Annotated in this window: 18 protein-coding genes and 1 other RNA gene; 12 read left to right on the top strand and 7 right to left on the bottom strand. The window is 68.9% G+C overall.

The genetic code is table 11. The annotated features are described in order from the left end of the window. Positions 1-32 precede the first annotated feature (32 nt). The 3 genes from AC07OA_RS24200 to AC07OA_RS24190 all read left to right on the top strand — a co-directional run bounded on the left by AC07OA_RS24200 (position 33) and on the right by AC07OA_RS24190 (position 3,533). The gene (locus AC07OA_RS24200; protein ID WP_494666388.1) at positions 33-1,613 is read left to right on the top strand and encodes an ABC-F family ATP-binding cassette domain-containing protein; all 1,581 of its coding nucleotides are present in this window, start codon (positions 33-35) and stop codon (positions 1,611-1,613) included. Between the two features lie 97 nt (positions 1,614-1,710). After that, the gene (locus AC07OA_RS24195) at positions 1,711-2,577 is read left to right on the top strand and encodes an SDR family NAD(P)-dependent oxidoreductase (protein WP_494666387.1); all 867 of its coding nucleotides are present in this window, start codon (positions 1,711-1,713) and stop codon (positions 2,575-2,577) included. Next, positions 2,577-3,533 (top strand): alpha/beta hydrolase, encoded by a 957-nt coding sequence (locus AC07OA_RS24190; RefSeq protein WP_494666386.1) that lies wholly within the window; start codon positions 2,577-2,579, stop codon positions 3,531-3,533. The genes AC07OA_RS24195 and AC07OA_RS24190 overlap by 1 nt, the downstream gene beginning before the upstream one ends. Here AC07OA_RS24190 and AC07OA_RS24185 read toward each other — a convergent pair. From AC07OA_RS24185 to AC07OA_RS24170, 4 genes are read right to left on the bottom strand one after another with little or no spacing between them, the layout of a single operon-like run. Continuing rightward, positions 3,530-3,826, bottom strand: coding sequence for a hypothetical protein (locus AC07OA_RS24185; protein ID WP_494666385.1), 297 nt, complete (start codon positions 3,824-3,826; stop codon positions 3,530-3,532). The two genes, AC07OA_RS24190 and AC07OA_RS24185, sit on opposite strands and share 4 nt — an antisense overlap. A gap of 2 nt (positions 3,827-3,828) precedes the next feature. Then, positions 3,829-4,278 carry a flagellar basal body protein gene (locus AC07OA_RS24180; RefSeq protein ID WP_494666384.1) on the bottom strand — a complete coding sequence of 150 codons (450 nt, stop codon included), beginning with the start codon at positions 4,276-4,278 and terminating at the stop codon, positions 3,829-3,831. 3 nt (positions 4,279-4,281) lie between these two features. Further along, entirely contained in the window at positions 4,282-4,599 is a 318-nt protein-coding gene (locus tag AC07OA_RS24175; RefSeq protein ID WP_494666383.1) for a rod-binding protein, read from the bottom strand. Beyond that, positions 4,599-5,711: a flagellar basal body P-ring protein FlgI gene (locus AC07OA_RS24170; RefSeq protein ID WP_494666382.1), complete on the bottom strand. Its 1,113-nt coding sequence runs from the start codon at positions 5,709-5,711 to the stop codon at positions 4,599-4,601. Before AC07OA_RS24170 ends, AC07OA_RS24175 begins: the two co-directional genes overlap by 1 nt. Before the next feature lie 243 nt (positions 5,712-5,954). Between AC07OA_RS24170 and fliX the strand changes: the two genes are divergently transcribed. Together fliX and dksA are read left to right on the top strand one after the other, a co-directional pair. Next, positions 5,955-6,383, top strand: coding sequence for a flagellar assembly regulator FliX (gene fliX / locus AC07OA_RS24165; RefSeq protein ID WP_494666381.1), 429 nt, complete (start codon positions 5,955-5,957; stop codon positions 6,381-6,383). Between the two features lie 176 nt (positions 6,384-6,559). Next, positions 6,560-6,988: an RNA polymerase-binding protein DksA gene (gene dksA, locus AC07OA_RS24160; RefSeq protein ID WP_494666380.1), complete on the top strand. Its 429-nt coding sequence runs from the start codon at positions 6,560-6,562 to the stop codon at positions 6,986-6,988. 71 nt (positions 6,989-7,059) lie between these two features. Here the strand turns inward: dksA and AC07OA_RS24155 are convergent, their stop codons facing one another. Together AC07OA_RS24155 and AC07OA_RS24150 are read right to left on the bottom strand one after the other, a co-directional pair. After that, positions 7,060-7,671, bottom strand: a complete 612-nt coding sequence (locus AC07OA_RS24155) for a pyridoxamine 5'-phosphate oxidase family protein (protein ID WP_494666379.1) — start codon at positions 7,669-7,671, stop codon at positions 7,060-7,062. 52 nt (positions 7,672-7,723) lie between these two features. After that, the gene (locus AC07OA_RS24150) at positions 7,724-8,080 is read right to left on the bottom strand and encodes a response regulator (protein WP_494666378.1); all 357 of its coding nucleotides are present in this window, start codon (positions 8,078-8,080) and stop codon (positions 7,724-7,726) included. Positions 8,081-8,392: 312 nt separating this feature from the next. On the opposite strand from AC07OA_RS24150, the gene AC07OA_RS24145 reads away from it, so the two are divergent. From AC07OA_RS24145 to AC07OA_RS24135, 3 genes are all read left to right on the top strand, one after another. After that, entirely contained in the window at positions 8,393-9,217 is an 825-nt protein-coding gene (locus AC07OA_RS24145; RefSeq protein WP_494666377.1) for a crotonase/enoyl-CoA hydratase family protein, read from the top strand. 2 nt (positions 9,218-9,219) lie between these two features. After that, entirely contained in the window at positions 9,220-9,867 is a 648-nt protein-coding gene (locus AC07OA_RS24140) for a DUF3052 domain-containing protein (RefSeq protein WP_494666376.1), read from the top strand. 110 nt (positions 9,868-9,977) lie between these two features. After that, positions 9,978-11,552: a DUF5597 domain-containing protein gene (locus AC07OA_RS24135; protein ID WP_494666375.1), complete on the top strand. Its 1,575-nt coding sequence runs from the start codon at positions 9,978-9,980 to the stop codon at positions 11,550-11,552. A 3-nt stretch (positions 11,553-11,555) separates the two neighbouring features. On the opposite strand, the gene AC07OA_RS24130 is transcribed toward AC07OA_RS24135, so the two are convergent. Beyond that, positions 11,556-13,037, bottom strand: coding sequence for a flavin-containing monooxygenase (locus AC07OA_RS24130; protein ID WP_494666374.1), 1,482 nt, complete (start codon positions 13,035-13,037; stop codon positions 11,556-11,558). Positions 13,038-13,295: 258 nt separating this feature from the next. On the opposite strand from AC07OA_RS24130, the gene AC07OA_RS24125 reads away from it, so the two are divergent. From AC07OA_RS24125 to rnpB, 4 genes are all read left to right on the top strand, one after another. After that, a complete protein-coding gene (locus tag AC07OA_RS24125; protein ID WP_494666373.1) occupies positions 13,296-14,183 on the top strand; it encodes a DMT family transporter in 888 nt (295 codons plus the stop codon). Continuing rightward, the gene (locus AC07OA_RS24120) at positions 14,180-14,899 is read left to right on the top strand and encodes an N-acetylmuramoyl-L-alanine amidase (protein ID WP_494666372.1); all 720 of its coding nucleotides are present in this window, start codon (positions 14,180-14,182) and stop codon (positions 14,897-14,899) included. The genes AC07OA_RS24125 and AC07OA_RS24120 overlap by 4 nt, the downstream gene beginning before the upstream one ends. Continuing rightward, complete coding sequence (locus AC07OA_RS24115; RefSeq protein WP_494666371.1) at positions 14,899-15,519, top strand: FMN-binding negative transcriptional regulator; 621 nt, start codon at positions 14,899-14,901, stop codon at positions 15,517-15,519. The genes AC07OA_RS24120 and AC07OA_RS24115 overlap by 1 nt, the downstream gene beginning before the upstream one ends. 34 nt (positions 15,520-15,553) lie before the next feature. Continuing rightward, positions 15,554-15,950: RNase P RNA component class A (gene rnpB, locus AC07OA_RS24110), an RNA gene on the top strand. The last annotated feature ends 215 nt before the right edge of the window (positions 15,951-16,165 follow it).

Genomic DNA, 16,165 nt, shown 5'->3' with positions numbered 1-16,165 from the left:
CGCCCTTCCCGCCGACCTGTCCGTGGTTTGTCATGCCCGCCTTCGTCACTCTGGATTCCGTTCGCGCCGCCACGCCTGACGGCCGCGTCCTCTTCGACAATCTGAACCTCTCGATCGGGGCCGAGCGCATTGGCCTGGTCGGTCGCAACGGCGTGGGCAAGTCCACGCTGCTGGGTCTGATCGCCGGGACCCGCGCGCCCGCCTCGGGCGCGGTCAGCCGCGCCGGCGTGGTCGGGGTGCTGCCGCAGCTGCACGCCCCGCCGCCGGGCGCGCGCCTGGCCGACCTGCTGGGCGTGGGGGCGGCCTGGGAGCGTCTCGAGCGCATCGAGGCGGGGGAGGGGAGCGACGACGATCTGGCCGAGGCCGACTGGGCCTTGCCGGGCGCGATCACGACCGCCCTGGCCGAGGTCGGGTTGCCGGACTGGGACCCCTCGCGCTCCGCCCAGGCCCTCAGCGGCGGCCAGATGACCCGCGCCGCCCTGGCCGGCCTGCTGATCGCCGCGCCCGACGTGATCCTGCTGGACGAGCCGACCAACAATCTGGACGCCGCCGCCCGCGACCTGCTGGGCCAGGTGCTGCGGCGCTGGAAGGGCGGGGCGGTGGTGATCAGCCACGACCGGGCCCTGCTGCGTGGCATGGATCGCATCGTCGAGCTGACCAGCCTGGGCGCGACCAGCTATGGCGGCGGCTGGGACCTCTATGCCGAGCGCAAGGCCCAGGCCGTGGCCGCCGCCGAACACGACCTGGAGGTCGCCGACCGCCAAGTGCGCCAGGCCGCGCGCGAGGCCCAGGTGGCTCGGGAACGCAAGGCGCGCCGCGACGCCGCCGGCAAGCGCTTCGCCGCCAAGGGCAGCGAGCCCAAGATCCTGCTGGGCGCCCAGGCCGAGCGGGCCGAGAACAGCGGCGCGCGCGAGGGGCGCCTGGCCGACCGCGCCGCCCAGGACGCCGCCCAGGCCCGCGAGGCCGCCGACGCCCGGGTCGAGCGCCTGCGCCGCCTGGCCTTCGACCTGCCGTCCTGTGGCCTGCCCGCCGGCCGGACGGTGCTGGACTTCGACGGTGTCGACTTCGCCTATCCGGACGGGCCGCCGGTGCTGTCGGGCCTGAGCTTTCGCCTGGCCGGGCCCGAGCGGACAGCGATCCTGGGCGGCAACGGCGCGGGCAAGTCGACCTTGATCCGGCTCGCGACCGGCGGGCTGGAGCCGACGGCCGGAACCGTGACGCGCGGCGTGCCGACGGCCCTGCTGGACCAGCGGGCGGCGATCCTCGACGGCGACCTGACCATCCTGGAGAACTATCGCCGCCTGAACCCCGCCGCCGACGCCAACGCCGCCCACGCCGCCCTGGCGCGGTTCCTGTTCCGCAACGTCGCCGCCCACCAGCCGGTAGCGTTCCTGAGCGGCGGCGAGCGCCTGCGCGCGGCCCTGGCCTGCGTCCTCACCGCCGCCCGGCCGCCCCAGCTGCTGATCCTGGACGAGCCGACCAACCACCTGGACCTCGACTCGGTCCAGGCGGTGGAGAACGCTCTCGCCGGTTACGACGGCGCCCTGCTGGTGGCCAGCCACGACGAGGACTTCCTGGAGGCCATCGGGGTGGAGCGGCGGGTGGTGCTGTAGGGGCGTTACATCGCCGGGACGGTTCTCGATGGCCCCCGGATAGCCGCCGCCGGATTTTGGATCGAAGGTGCGCCCCAAAATCCAGGGAGGAGCAGTCATGGCCCAGGCCCAACAGGTCGCCGTTGTCACCGGCGCCAGCTCGGGGATCGGCAAGGAGGCGGCCAAGGCGCTGGCGGCGCGGGGCTGGCATGTGATCGCGCTGGGGCGCGACGCGGGCCGGACGGCGGCGGCCGAGGCGGAGATCCGTGCGGCCTCGCAAGGGGGCAAGGTCGACGTGATCCTGGCCGACCTGTCGCGCATGGCCGACGCGGTCCGCGCGGCCGGGGAGATCGCGGCCCTGACCGACAAGGTCCACGTGCTGATCAACAACGCCGGCGGCATGACCAAGAGCCTGGTGGTCACCCCCGAGGGGCTGGAGGAAAACTTCGCCGGCAACCACCTGGGGCCGTTCCTGCTGACCGACCGCCTGCTGCCCCTGATCCGCCGCGCCGCCGCCGAGGCGCCGCGCGGCAGCGTGCGCATCGTCAACACCTCGTCGGACGGCGGCGAGATGATCCCGGGCCTGAAGTGGGACGACTTGCAGCTTCTGGAGGGCTTCGATCCCGGCCGTGCCTATTGCCAGGGCAAGCTGGCCAACGTGATGTTCGCGCGAGGCCTGGCCAAGCGCCTGGCCGCCGACGGGGTGGTGGCCCACGCGGTGCACCCCGGCACCATCGACTCCAACTTCATCAACCACGCCGGGGAGAAGACCCAGGCCTATATGCGCACCCTGACGATGATGTCGCCGGAGGAGGGCGCCAAGGCCCTGGTCTGGCTGGCGACGGGGGACGAACCGGGCCAGTCGACGGGTGGCTACTACCACCAGCTCAAGCCGATGCCGGCCAATCCGTTCGCCGACGACGAGGCCAACAACGACCGGCTGTGGGCCGAGAGCGAGCGGCTGGTGGCGACGGCGGGAGCGTGATGGACGGCTTTCACCCGGAGTTGCGCAAGGCGGCCAGATGGCTGCCGAGGTTCACCTTCACGCCGAGGTTCACGCGCTTCGTGCAGGCCGTCCAGAAGTGGCGCGGAACGCCCAAGCCGCCTGTCGTCGAAGGCGTCGAGATCCGCGACGTCTTCATTCCCAGCGAGGCGCGGGGCGCGTCCGTGCGCGTGCGCCTGTACCGGCCGCGAGAGGTGACGGGGCCGCGTCCGGCGATGCTGTGGGTCCATGGCGGCGGCTTCATCATTGGCACCCCCGAGCAGGACGAGGCCAGCAACATCGCCCTGTGCCGCGACCTCGGGATCGTGGTGGCCGCCGTCGCCTACCGCCTGGCGCCCGCCCACGCCTATCCGGCGCCGATGGCCGACGCCTACGCGGCCTTGCAATGGCTGTCGCGGCAGGCGGGCGTGGCGCGCGACCGCATCGCCATCGGCGGCAACAGCGCCGGCGGCGGCCTGGCCGCGGGCCTGGTGCTGATGGCCCATGATCGCGGGGAAGTGCCGGTCGCGTTCCAGATGCTGGTCTATCCGATGCTGGACGACCGCACGGCCCTGCGCACCGACATCGATCCGTCGACCCTGCGGATGTGGAACAACCGCAGCAACCGGTTCGGCTGGACGTCCTATCTGGCGGCGGAGCCCGGCGGGGAGCAGGCTCCGGCCTATGCCGTCCCGGCCCGGCACGAGGACCTGGCCGGTCTGCCGCCGGCCTGGATCGGCGTGGGGACCCGCGACCTCTTCCACGACGAAGACGTGGCCTATGCCCGTCGGCTGGAAGCCGCCGGGGCGCCCTGCATCCTGAAGGTCGTGCCCGGCGCGTTCCACGCCTTCGACCTGGTGTGCGGCGACAGCGCCGTGGCGCGGGACTTCGCCGACAGCTACCGGTCGGCGCTCCGCGAGGGCTTGGGGTTATCGACGCCGGAGGAGGCCCGCCCCTAGGAGGGCGGGTCCAGTCTCGCCACGACGCCGTCTGTCCAGAGTTCCAGGGGAGCGTCAGGCTTTGTCAAAAGCGAAAACCAGAACACATCGCCCCAGATCGCATCGGTCCCGCGCGTCAACCCACCCAGCTTCCAGGCGCCGTTCTGGCGCTCGAGGAAATCGACGGGCCAACTCAGCTCCACATCATCGATCCGCGCTCGAATGAGGCCGTTGTCGGCGTTCGGAGCGTAGCGGATGCAATAGGCGCCATGAGGTCCGCGGAACGACGCCTCGAACGCCTTGGGTTGGTCCAAGATCAGGCCCGCTGGTTCAGCGTGATCGCCGTGCCGTTCTGACGATAGGCCGCGCCGGAGGAGGCGCCGGGGCCGTAGCCCGAGGCCTGGGGACGCTGGTTGGCGACTTCTTCGGCGATGGCGCGGACCAGGCCCTCGGTCACCTGCTTGGCGGCCGAGACCGCGCGACCCTGGCGGGCCAGGACGGAGTCGAAGGCCTCGGTGGCGCGCACCAGGCGCTGGCGGCGCTGGGGCGAAGCGCCTTGCACCAGGGCCACGTTGCCCCGCACGCGCGCGGACTCGTGGCGATAGAGGTTGGCGAGCTTGGCCACCTCGTCGACATACTGCGCCGCCTCGTGCGGGCGGCGGGCTTCGAAAGCGCTGGACTGCTTGGCGATCAGGTCGGTCAGGCGCTCGGTCAGGATGATCAGCTGTTCGACGCGGTCGTCGCAATCGGTGGCGGCCAGGGCCATGGGCTACTCCTTCAGACCTTGCATCTTCAGCATTTCCTTCTGGATCGAGGCGGCCACGCCGATGCCGCCCGCCTTGACGACCTGCTTGGCCATCTCTTCGCCCAGGAGGGACTTGAACATGTCTTCGCCGGCCCCGCCGCCGCCGATCTCCGGCGTCTTCATGCCGGCCGTCATCGACTGCATCATCACCGACAGGAACGAGGCCTCGAACTTCTGGGCCGTCTCGCGGATCTTGCCGCGCTTGAGCAGCTCGGCGGTCGAGGCGGCGGTCTGGCCGACGGTGTCGATGGTCGGGGTCGTGATCGTCGAGAGGGCGCTCATCACATCACCTCGATGTCGGCTTGCAGGGCGCCCGAGGCCTTGATGGCCTGCAGGATGGAGATCATGTCGCGCGGGGTGACGCCCAGGGCGTTCAGGCCGCCGACCAGGCTCTTCAGCGAAGCGCCGCTGCCCAGGGTGATCAGCTTCTTGCCCTTCTCCTCGTCGACGCTGACCGTCGATTGCGGGACGACCTTGGTCTGGCCCTGGCTGAACGGGGCCGGCTGGCTGACAGCGGGGTTCTCCTGGACCGAGATGGTCAGGTTGCCCTGGGCGATGGCCACCTGGCTGATGCGGACGTCGTCGCCCATGACGATCACGCCGGCCACCTCGTCGATGATCACCTTGGCGGGAGCGTCGGGCTCGACCTCCAGGTTCTCGATGGCGGTGACGAAGCTGATCATGTCCATGCCGGCCGGCGGGCGGATGGCCACGACGGTGGGGTTCTGGGCCTGGGCGCAGCGCGCGAATTTCAGATTGATGGCGTCGGCGATCCGGCGCGAGGTGGTGAAGTCCGGATTGCGCAGGGTCAGGCGCAGGACGTCCATGTTCACCATCTGGAAGCCGGTCTCCTTTTCGATGATGCCGCCGGCGGCGATGCGGCCGGCGGTCGGAACGCCTTTCGTGACCGAGCTGCCCGAGGCGCCGCCGGCCGAGACCGAACCGGTCTGCACCGAGCCCTGCGCCACCGCATAGGTCTGGCCGTCGGCGCCTTGCAGCGAGGTGACCAGCAGGGTGCCGCCCAGCAGGCTCTTGGCGTCGCCCAGGGTCGAGACCGTCACGTCCATGCGCGCGCCGGCGGCGGCGAACGGCGGCAGGTTGGCCGTGACCATGACGGCGGCGGTGTTCTTGGTGTTGAGGTTGCCGTCGCGGACGTTGACGCCCTGGCGCTCGAGCATGGCCTCCAGGCTCTGCTTCGTCATCGGCGCGTTGCGCAAGGAGTCGCCCGAACCGTTCAGGCCCACCACGATGCCGTAGCCGACCAGTTGGTTGTCGCGCACGCCCTCGAAGGCGACGATGTCCTTGATCCGCGACTTGGCGTCGGCCGGGCTGGAAATCAGCGCGACGGCGGCGAAGGCGAGGCTCAGAACGGAGGCAAAGAATGAACGAGACATGGCTTTCCTACGGCGGGGCGACATCCCCGCGGGCTTCCATGCCAGAACCGGGCCAACCCGGAATTTCGGAAAAGCTCAATAAAATCAGCGCAAAATTGGTGCGGGCGAGTGGATTTTCTGCCTGCGACATTCCGCTTCGGCAGATTCTGCCCGGCATTAACCATACCGCAAGCGCGCGCCCCCAGAATGTGGTTAACGGGAAGGGGTGACTCCCTTGTTTCGTCGTCGGAGCAGCGTTTCGTCATGAAGGTTTCCAGCACGGGGAGCGCGGGTGCGGTTGGCGCGTCGCGGGCCAAACCGGCGGGCGGCGGATCCGGGTTTTCCCTGCCTTCGGTGGGGGGCGCCAGCGCCGCCAGCGGCGTGGCCCAGACGGGCGGCGTGGCCGGGGTCGGATCGCTGGACGCGCTCCTGGCCCTGCAGGCCGACATGGACCCGATGGAGCGTAAGCGCCGGGCCGTGAAGCGGGCCGGCGGCCTGCTGGACATTTTGGACGCCCTGAAGATGGCCACCCTGGACGGCGACGTCTCGACGGGCACCCTGGCCAAGCTGAAGGCGGCCGTGAAGGAGCATCGCGAGGCGACCGACGACCCCAAGCTGGAATCGATCCTGAACGAGATCGAGACCCGCGCCGCCGTCGAAGCCGCCAAGCTCGAACAGGCGCGGCTGGGCTGAGCGTGGCCCGTGAAACCCGATCTTAAAGAACATCGTTCACCGACTATCCCCAGGATCGTGGCGTCCGTGCACGACGCTGAACGCGTCGCTCATGCGAGGTTCATTGAACCGGGCTATCGTTTTGGTATAAGCAGCCCGCCTGATCTGGGCGGAGTTCATCGGGGCGTGAGGCGTTAATGCAAACGGCCACTGTTCTTAAGTTACCAGACTCGTATCGTCCTTCGGACGACGAGCCTTTCATGAACGAGCGTCAGCTTGAATATTTCAAGCAAAAGCTGAACGCCTGGAAAGATGAGATCCTTCGCGAATCTCGCGAAACGGTCGCCCATCTCCAGAAAGAAACAGAAAACCATGCCGACCTCGCCGACCGGGCGTCGTCGGAAACTGATCGGGCGCTGGAGCTTCGCACCCGGGATCGTCAGAGAAAACTCATCTCGAAAATCGACCAGGCGTTGCGCCGAGTCGAAGACGGTTCCTACGGCTACTGCGAAGAGACCGGTGAGCCCATCGGTTTGGCTCGACTGGACGCGCGGCCCACCGCGACGCTCAGCCTGGAAGCCCAGGAACGTCACGAGCGTCGCGAGCGGGTTCACCGCGACGACTGAGGTTTAGGGACCTCGACTACATGTGTTTCGAACGGCCTCGCCCCTGACAGGGCGGGGCCGTTTTCGTTTGCTCACCAGAGGCTGGCCGCCGCCCGTTCGGGCCAGGCCTTGTCGTAGGTTTCGCCGCCGACCTCGCCGGCGCTCATCGCCGCCAGCATGGCGCCGGGCGAGGGCAGGGCTCGGGGATCCACCTGGTTTTCGGCCTTCCACAGGCCCGAGCGCACGACGGCCCGGGCGCACTGGAAATAGGCCTCGACCACGGTGACCACCAGGCAGGTGCGCGGCGCCTTGCCGTCGACCGCGAAGCTTTCCAGCAGGTCGGGATCGGCGCTGACCACCGCCCGGCCGTTGACGCGGAAGGTCGTGCCGGAGCCCGGGATCAGGAACATCAGGGCCACGCGCGGATCGCGGACCACGTTGCGCAGGCTGTCGATGCGGTTGTTGCCCCGGCGGTCGGGCAGGATCAGCGTGCGGTCGTCGGCGATGCGGACGAAGCCGGGCTGATCGCCGCGCGGGCTGCAGTCCAGGCCTTCGGGGCCCACTGTGGCCAGGGCCAGGAACGGCGAGGCCTCGATCAGGGCGCGATAGTGCGGGGTGATGCGGTCGGCCACCTTGACGGTCGAGGCCGGCACGGGAGCGGGCGTGTAGAGGGCTTCCAGCGCCTCCAGGCTGTCGATGATCATGGCGACGGCTCCCCTGCGGGCCGCCAGCATAGCCGGACTTGAGCGTGAAGGCCTAGGCGCCGGCGCCCTGGACCATGGCGCAGGCCTCGGCCAGGCGGTGGGGCGAGATCGGCTTGTCGACCACGGCCCGGGTGCGGGCGCCCAACTGGTCGGCGTTGCCGGTCACATAGACCACCGGGATCGGACCCAGCCGCGCGAGGATGGCCGTGACGGCCTCGACCCCGGTGCCGCCGATGATCCGATAGTCGGCCGTGATCAGATCTGGCGGCCGCCGCAGGGCGCAGTCGAGCGCTTCCTGAGGGCTTTCCGCGATGTCGAAGGTGTCGAACCCTTGCTCCTCGAGCAAAGCCTCGACTTCCATCGCGATGAGGATTTCATCCTCGATGATCAAAGCATGTCTGTGGGACATGTGCACTGCACGCCACCGCTTCTCAAAAACGTCCCTGCGCCTAGTAGAAGCCTATGATTCTGTTCCGCGCTAACGGTTTTTACGGCTCAGCTTGTCTAAAATGTCGCAGGGTCGCTGTTGCGTCTTGTTCGCGATTTCCAGGGGTGTTTCCAAGTCTTGTGTGTGATCACAAAGACAGCCGCAGAGTCTTGTCTTTTTGGCGAAGAGATCAGGGTTTTACCTAGGTTTGCAAAACGTTGTCCGCCGAGCGCGGGTCTCTTGAGTCCGCGGCGGCGATTTGCGCTATGCAGGCGAAAACAACAGGAGCGCCGCATGTCGCAGGACACCCCCCCGAACCCTTCGCCCCTGGTGCTGACCGAGAAGCGCGGCCACGTCGCGATCCTGACCCTGAACCGTCCCGACGCCCTCAACGCCCTGGGCGCGCCGGGCGACGGCGACCAGGTGGCGGCGGCCTGCGAGGCGATCAACGACGACCAGGAGATCCGATGCGTGATCCTGACGGGCGCGGGCCGGGCCTTTTCGGCGGGCGGCGACGTCAAGGCGATGAAGGCGCGCGAGGGGGCGTTCGGCGGCAACGGCGTCAAGGTGCGCGACGGCTACCGCAAGAACATCCACCGCATCGTGCGGGCCATCTACGGCCTGGAGGTTCCGTCGATCGCGGCGGTCAACGGCGCGGCCATCGGCCTGGGCTGCGACGTGGCCTGCATGACCGACATCCGTATCGCCGCCGACACCGCCAAGTTCGGGGTGACCTTCCTGAAGCTGGGCCTGATCCCCGGCGACGGCGGCGCCTGGCTGATGCCGCGCACGATCGGCATGAGCCGCGCGGCGGAACTGCTGTTCACCGGCGACGTCATCGACGCGGCCAAGGCGGCCGACTGGGGCCTGGTCAGCAAGGCCGTGCCGGCCGACACCCTGATGGACGAGGCCCTGGCCCTGGCCGAGCGGATCGCCCAGCAGCCGCCGCACGCCCTGCGCATGGCGAAAAGCCTGCTCAAGCACGGTCAGACCGCCAGCTACGACACCCTGATGGAGATGAGCGCCGCGGCCCAGGCCATCGCCCACCACACCGACGATCACATGGAAGGCGTCGAGGCGATCCTCGAGAAGCGCCAGCCGACGTTCAAGGGCTCCTGATCATGGGCAAGGAAGCCAAGGGCGTCTGGGGTCAGCTGCGCGAGGGCGACGGACCGGGCAAGCTGCTGTGGGAACCGCCGAAGCTGATCTTCCGGGGCGCGGTGACCGACAACTTCCAGGGCCAGGCCCTGCGCGGCCTGCGGGTCGAGGGCGACGACCTGGTGCTGAGCGACGGCACGCGCTTCACGCTCGACGCCGGCCAGGCCGCCAAGTGGCTGCACGCCATCCAGAACCCGCCCGGGCGCCTGGACAAGCTGGGGGTGAAGCCCGGCCAGACGGTGGTGATCGAGAACCTCGACGACGCGGAGTTCGTGGAGGAGCTGTCGAGCCGCGTGGAGCCCGTCGAGGCCTATGAGAACGTCGACCTGCTGTTCCTGGGCGTCGAGGACCTGGCCGATTTCGACCGGCTGGAGGACCTGATCGGCGGCCTGGGCCCCAAGGGCGCGATCTGGATCGTGGCCCAGAAGGGCAAGGGCGCGCCGCTGAAGGACACCGAGATTCTGGCCGAGGCCCGCGCCCAAGGGCTGGTCGACACCAAGGTCTGCGCCTTCTCCAAGACCCACACGGCCCTGCGGTTCGTGAAGCGCAAGGGCGAGGCCCCCAAGCCGCCGCCGGTCGAGGACGACGAGGGCTTCGACGACGAGGACTGATCCCAACAGCCATTGCCCCCGGTCCCGCCGATTTGTACGAGTAATGGTAGCGGTACAAAAGGCGGGGAAATGGGATGGGACAGCTTCGACGGCGCAGGCTTGCGATCCCCTTGGCGGCCCTCCTGGCGCTCGGCGCCTGGACCGTCCAGGCGGCCGAGCCCATCCCCCGGATCGTCCGCGACGGCGACCGGCACGCCCTGATGGTGGACGGGGCGCCGTTCCTGATCCTGGGCGTCCAGGCCAACAACTCCAGTTCGTGGCCTGACGTCCTGCCCAAGGTATGGCCGGCCGTCGAGCGGATCGGGGCCAACACCCTGGAGATCCCGGTGGGCTGGGAGCAGATCGAGCCGGAGGAGGGGCGGTTCGATTTCTCCATCGTCGACACCCTGTTGGCGCAGGCCCGGGCCCACGACAAGCGGCTGGTGCTGCTGTGGTTCGCGACCTGGAAGAACAACGGCCCCAACTACGCGCCGCGCTGGGTCAAGACCGACGGCAAGCGCTTTCCCCGCGTGGTCAACGCCAAGGGCGAGGTGCGAAACTCGCTGTCGCCGGTCTTCCCCGCCACCCTGGAGGCCGACAAGAAGGCCTTCGCCGCCCTGATGGCCCACCTGGCCAAGGCCGATCCCCAGCGCACGGTGCTGATGGTCCAGCCCGAGAACGAGGTCGGGGTCTACGGCGCCGTCCGCGACTTCTCGCCGACGGCCCAAGCGCTTTTCGAAAAGCCCGTGCCCGAGGCCCTGATCAAGGCCCTGGGCAAGCCGGCCGGAACCTGGACCCAGGTGTTCGGCAAGGACGCCGACGAGGCCTTCAACGCCTGGCACACGGCCCGCTTCGTGGATGCGGTGGCCCAGGCCGGCAAGGCCCAGTATCCGCTGCCGATGTACGCCAACGCCGCCCTGCGCGATCCGTGGAAGGACCAGGACCCCTACACCTATTCCAGCGGCGGCCCGACCTGGAACATGCTGGATGTCTGGAAGGCCGCGACCCCGCATCTCGATGCGCTGGGACCCGACATCTACATGCCCGACTACGCCGACTACACGCGGACGCTGGAACAGTACGCGCGGCCCGACAATCCGCTGTTCGTGCCCGAGACCGGTCGGGGCGAGGACTATGCTCGCTACGTCTACGAGGTGGTCGGGCGGCGGGCCATCGGCTTCGCGCCGTTCGGGATCGACTTCACCCACTATGCCGGGCTGGACCGGCCCGGCGAGCCGCGCACGACCAACGCCCAGCTCGACGTGCTGGGGCGGATCTACAAGGTCCTGGACCCGATCCAGCGCCAGATCGCCGCCCTGTCGTTCAAGGGCCAGGTCTGGGGCGCGTCCGAGCCGACCAAGACCCATGCCCAGACCCTGGAGGTGGGCGACGGCTGGCGCGTGAAGCTGACCTACGGTCAGGGCGCGTTCGGCGACGGGCCGGCCAACGGCAACGCCAAGCCGGTGGGCGGGGCGCTGATCGCCCGGCTGGGGCAGGACGAGTATCTCGTCACCGGCTCCTATGTGCGGGTGGCGTTCGAGCCGACGGCGCCCGGCCAGCATCTGCTGTTCGACCGGGTCGAGGAGGGGCGCTACGTGGACGGCCGCTGGGTGATGAGCCGCGTATGGAACGGCGACCAGACCGATTGGGGCCTGAACTTCGCCTCCGGCCCCGAGGTGCTGAAGGTGACGCTGGCGCGGTACTGATCCTTAAGCCGCCGCCTTGGCCTTCGCCGCCGCCCTCGGTTTCGAGAATTCCATCACCCCGTCCTCCACCGCGCCGAAGCGCAGGGCCATCATGTCCAGGGCGTAGTTCTGGTGGACCTTCCACGGCTTCTTGGCGCCTTGCCGGGGCAGGATCGCCAGGGCGCGCTGGACGTAGCCGGACGAGAAGTCCAGCCACGGCTCGACCTCCAGGTCCGGCTCGTTCAGGTGCGGGGTGCAGATGCGCGTGCCCGTGCGGTCCATGTGCTTGAGCAGGCGGCAGACATATTCGGCCGTCAGGTCGGCCTTCAGGGTCCAACTGGCGTTGGTGTAGCCGAAGGTCGAGGCCAGGTTGGGCACCTCGCTGAACATCATGCCCTTGTAGCTGGTGGTCTGGGGCAGATCGATCTTCCGGCCGTCGACGATCAGCTCCATGCCGCTGAGCAGCTGCATGCGCAGGCCCGTGGCGGTGACGATGATGTCGGCGTCCAGATGCGCGCCCGACTTCAGCTGGACGCCGGTTTCGGTGAAGGTGTCGATGTGGTCGGTCACCACCGACGAGGACCCGGCGCGGATCGACTCGAACAGGTCGGCGTCCGGCACCAGGCACAGCCGCTGGTCCCAGGGATTGTAGCGCGGGGTGAAGTGGGTCTCGATGTCGTAGTCCGGCCCCAGGTGCTCGCGCACCAGGCCCAGCAGGCGCTCCTTGGTCTTCTCGGGCTTCTTGCGGGCGATGTTGAAGAACAGCATCTGGAACAGCACGTTCTTCCAGCGGGTGATGCCGTAGGCCAGCTTGATCGGCAGGTTGTCGCGCATCCAGTTGGCGACGCCGTCCTGCGCCGGCCGCGAGACCACGTAGGTCGGCGAGCGCTGCAGCATCGTCACGTGGGCGGCCTTGCGGGCCATCTCGGGCACCAGCGTCACGGCCGTCGCGCCGCTGCCGATCACGACCACCTTCTTGCCGGCGTACTCGAGGTCTTCCGGCCACAGCTGCGGATGGATGACCTGGCCCTTGAATCGTTCGGCGCCGGGGAAGTCGGGCGTATAGCCGGCGTCGTAGGCGTAGTAGCCGCTGCACATCGACAGGAAATTGCAGCTGACCTGCACGGTCTTGCCGTCGCGCTCGGCGTCCACCGTCCAGGTGGCGGTCTCCGACGACCAGACCGCGCGCCTCACCTTGTGGCCGAAGCGGATGTGGCGCTCGATGTCGTTCTCGGCGGCGGTCTCGCGCACGTAGTTCAGGATCGACGGGCCGTCGGCGATGGCCTTGGAGTCCAGCCATGGCTTGAAGCTGTAGCCCAGGGTGAACATGTCGCTGTCGGACCGGATGCCCGGATAGCGGAACAGGTCCCAGGTGCCGCCGATGGCGCCACGCGCTTCGAGGATGGCGTAGGTCTTGCCGGGGCAGTCGCGCCGCAGGTGATAGGCCGCGCCGATGCCCGACAGGCCCGCGCCCACGATTAGTACGTCGAAATGCTCGATGGCCATCGCGCTTCCACCCTGGCGTCACCCGGCCCGGCGGCTCCGGGCGCTTGTAGTATGTGAACGCTGTTCACCAACAAACGACCGTTTAGACCCGACGTCAACTGCGACGTGATGACGGAGCGCGGCCGGGGACATGCGCATGCGCGTGTCCCCAGACTTGTTTCGGTGCGACGCCGTGCGGGCGATGGGGACACGCACAAGTGCATGTCCCCGGCCGTTTTCGTTGCAAACAGGCGTTCGACCCGCGTATGCGATCGTCCCATGTCCCCGCGCGACTTCGGGTTGCTGGTCCTGGTCTGTCTGGTCTGGGCCACCAACAACATCATCTCCAAGATCGTGGTCGCCCACTGGGGCGTGCCGCCGCTGTTCTACGCGGCGGTGCGCTTCGCCATCGTCGCGGCCGTGACCCTGCCGTGGCTGCTGCCGGCTCCGCGCCCGGCCTGGCGGATCGTGGTGGTGGGCCTGCTGATGGGCGTGGGCAATTTCGCCCTGCTGTTCATGGGTTTCCGCACCGCCTCGCCCTCGGCCGCCGCCGTGGTGATCCAGCTGGCCGTGCCGTTCACCACCATCCTGTCGATGCTGCTGCTGGGCGAGAAGGTCCGCTGGAAGCGGGGCCTGGGCATCGCGCTGACCCTGACCGGCGCCCTGGTGGTGATGTGGAATCCGCACGGCCTGCAGCTGTCGCCGGGTCTGTGGTTCATCGTCGGCTCGGCCTTCACCGGCTCGCTGGGCTCGGTGATGATGAAGCAGATCGAGGGGGTGAAGCCCCTGCAGCTCCAGGCCTGGGTCGGGTTCACCGCCGTCGCGCCCCTGGCCGTGCTCAGCGCCCTGTTCGAGCCGGGCGCCGTCGGCCTGGCCCTGCACGCCGGCTGGCCGTTCCTGGCGGCGCTGCTGTTCTCGGCCCTGGTGGTCTCGGTCATGGCCCACACGGCCTATTACGGCCTGATCCAGCGCCACGAAGCCAACCTGATCGCGCCGCTCACCCTGATGACCCCGCTGATGACCATTGGCCTGGGCGTCGCGATCACGCACGATCATTTCGACATGCGGATGGGAATCGGGGCGATCCTCGCGCTAGTGGGGGTGCTGATCATCGCCCTGCGCAAGAACCAGGTGATGGCGCTGCTGACGAGGACCCGTTTCCAATGATCTTCATCGACGCTCCGTCGCCGAACTTCGACGCGCGCAAGGCCGTGCCCGACTGCGTTGTCCTGCACTACACCGGCATGGAGACCGGCGAGGCGGCCCTGGCGCGGCTGTGCGATCCGGAGGCCAAGGTCTCGTCGCACTATCTGGTCGAGGAGGACGGCCGCGTCTTCCGCCTGGTGCCCGAGGAGCGCCGCGCCTGGCACGCCGGCGCCGCCTTCTGGAAGGGCGCCAAGGACATCAACTCCGCCTCCATCGGCATCGAGATCGTCAATCCCGGCCACGAGTTCGGCTATCGCCCGTTCCCCGACGCCCAGATCGCCGCCGTCATCAACCTCCTGGCCGACATCCGCTCGCGCTGGACCATCGACGACGACCGCATCATCGGCCATTCCGACATCGCCCCCGGCCGCAAGATCGACCCGGGCGAGCTCTTCCCCTGGAAGCGCCTGGCCGAAGCCGGTCACGGTCTGTGGGTCGAACCGCCCCCGTCGCCCGGCGCGCCGCTGGGCCGGGGCGAGGAGGGGACCGGCGTCTTCGCCCTGCAGGCCGGCCTGACGCGCCTGGGCTACAACTGCGCCCCGTCCGGTCAGTACGACGAGTGGACCGAGACGGTCGTGGCCGCCTTCCAGCGCCACTGGCTGCAGACCCGCTTCGATGGCGTCGCCGACGGCGAGACCCGCGCCCGGCTCGTGGCCCTGCTGCGGGCGGCGGGCTGATGCATCCGGACGCCCGGTTCCAGGTCGAGGACCGCGAGACCCTGCTGGCCTTCCTGGCCGAGCATCCGTTCGTGACCCTCGCCGCCGCCGTCGGCGGCCGGCCGTTCGTGGCCCAGACGCCGGTGGTGATCCGCCGGCTCGACGGCATCGCGGGCGAGGGCGAGATCGCGCTCGACTTCCACCTGTCGCGCGGCAACGTGCTGGCGCCGCACCTGGTCCAGGGCTTTCGGGCGGTGGTGCTGGCCACGGGGCCGGACGCCTATGTCAGCCCCGACTGGTACGGCGCGCCCGACCAGGTGCCGACCTGGAACTACGTCTCGGTCGAGGCCGAGGGCTCGGTCGCCCCGCTGGCGCCCCACGAGACCGTGGCCCTGCTCGACGACCTCTCGGCCCAGGAGGAGGCGCGCCTCGCCCCCAAGAAACCCTGGACCCGCGCCAAGATGAACCCCGCCCGCTTCGACGCACTCCAGCGCGGCATCGTCGGCGGCCGCCTGTTCGTCGAGCGGCTGGAGGGGACTTGGAAGCTGGGCCAGAACAAGGACGCGGCGATGCGCGCCGGCGTGACCGATGCGCTGGGGGATCATCCGGTCGCGGACCTCATGAAGACGCACGGCGCTTGACCCCAGGCGCGCGGACCGTCACTTAGGCCCCGGACCAGATGGTCGGGCGGCCGCGGCATCGTAGGATGTCGAGGAAAGTCCGGGCTCCACGGTGACAAGGCGGCGGGTAACGCCCGCCGGGAGCGATCCCAGGGATAGCGCCACAGAAAGCAAACCTCCTCCCCACGGGGCGGGAAGGGTGAAAGGGTGGGGTAAGAGCCCACCGCGGACCTGGCAACAGGGACGGCATGGCAAGCCCCGCCTGGAGCAAGACCGAATAGGGACCCCGCGCCGGCCTCGCGTCGGATAGGCCGTCACTGGCCGAGAGGGTCCGGGTAGGTCGCGAGAACCGTCCAGCGATGGGCGGTCCAGAGGAATGGCCGTCTCGCGGTCGTCTTTCCTTCGGGAGGGGCGGACGTAGACAGAACCCGGCTTACAGACCATCTGGTCCATTCGCGCTCCCGGAGGAGGGAGCGCCAAAAAACTGGGTTTCAGCCCCACTTTTCCCCATGCCGGCGCCGGCCGCGCCGCCCAATCCCTTGCCCATAAGGCCTCGCGTCGAGTCTAGCGGCCGCGAAGTCTTAACAGGTTCCATGTATGTTCTGTTGATAGATTCAGTTGGTCTGTGAAAGAGGCCTGCGACACCTTTGTTTTGACGGCAAAACGG

Source organism: Caulobacter sp. GW821-FHT09B08, from assembly GCF_059418225.1.
This window is presented reverse-complemented; position numbering and strand designations above follow the sequence as displayed.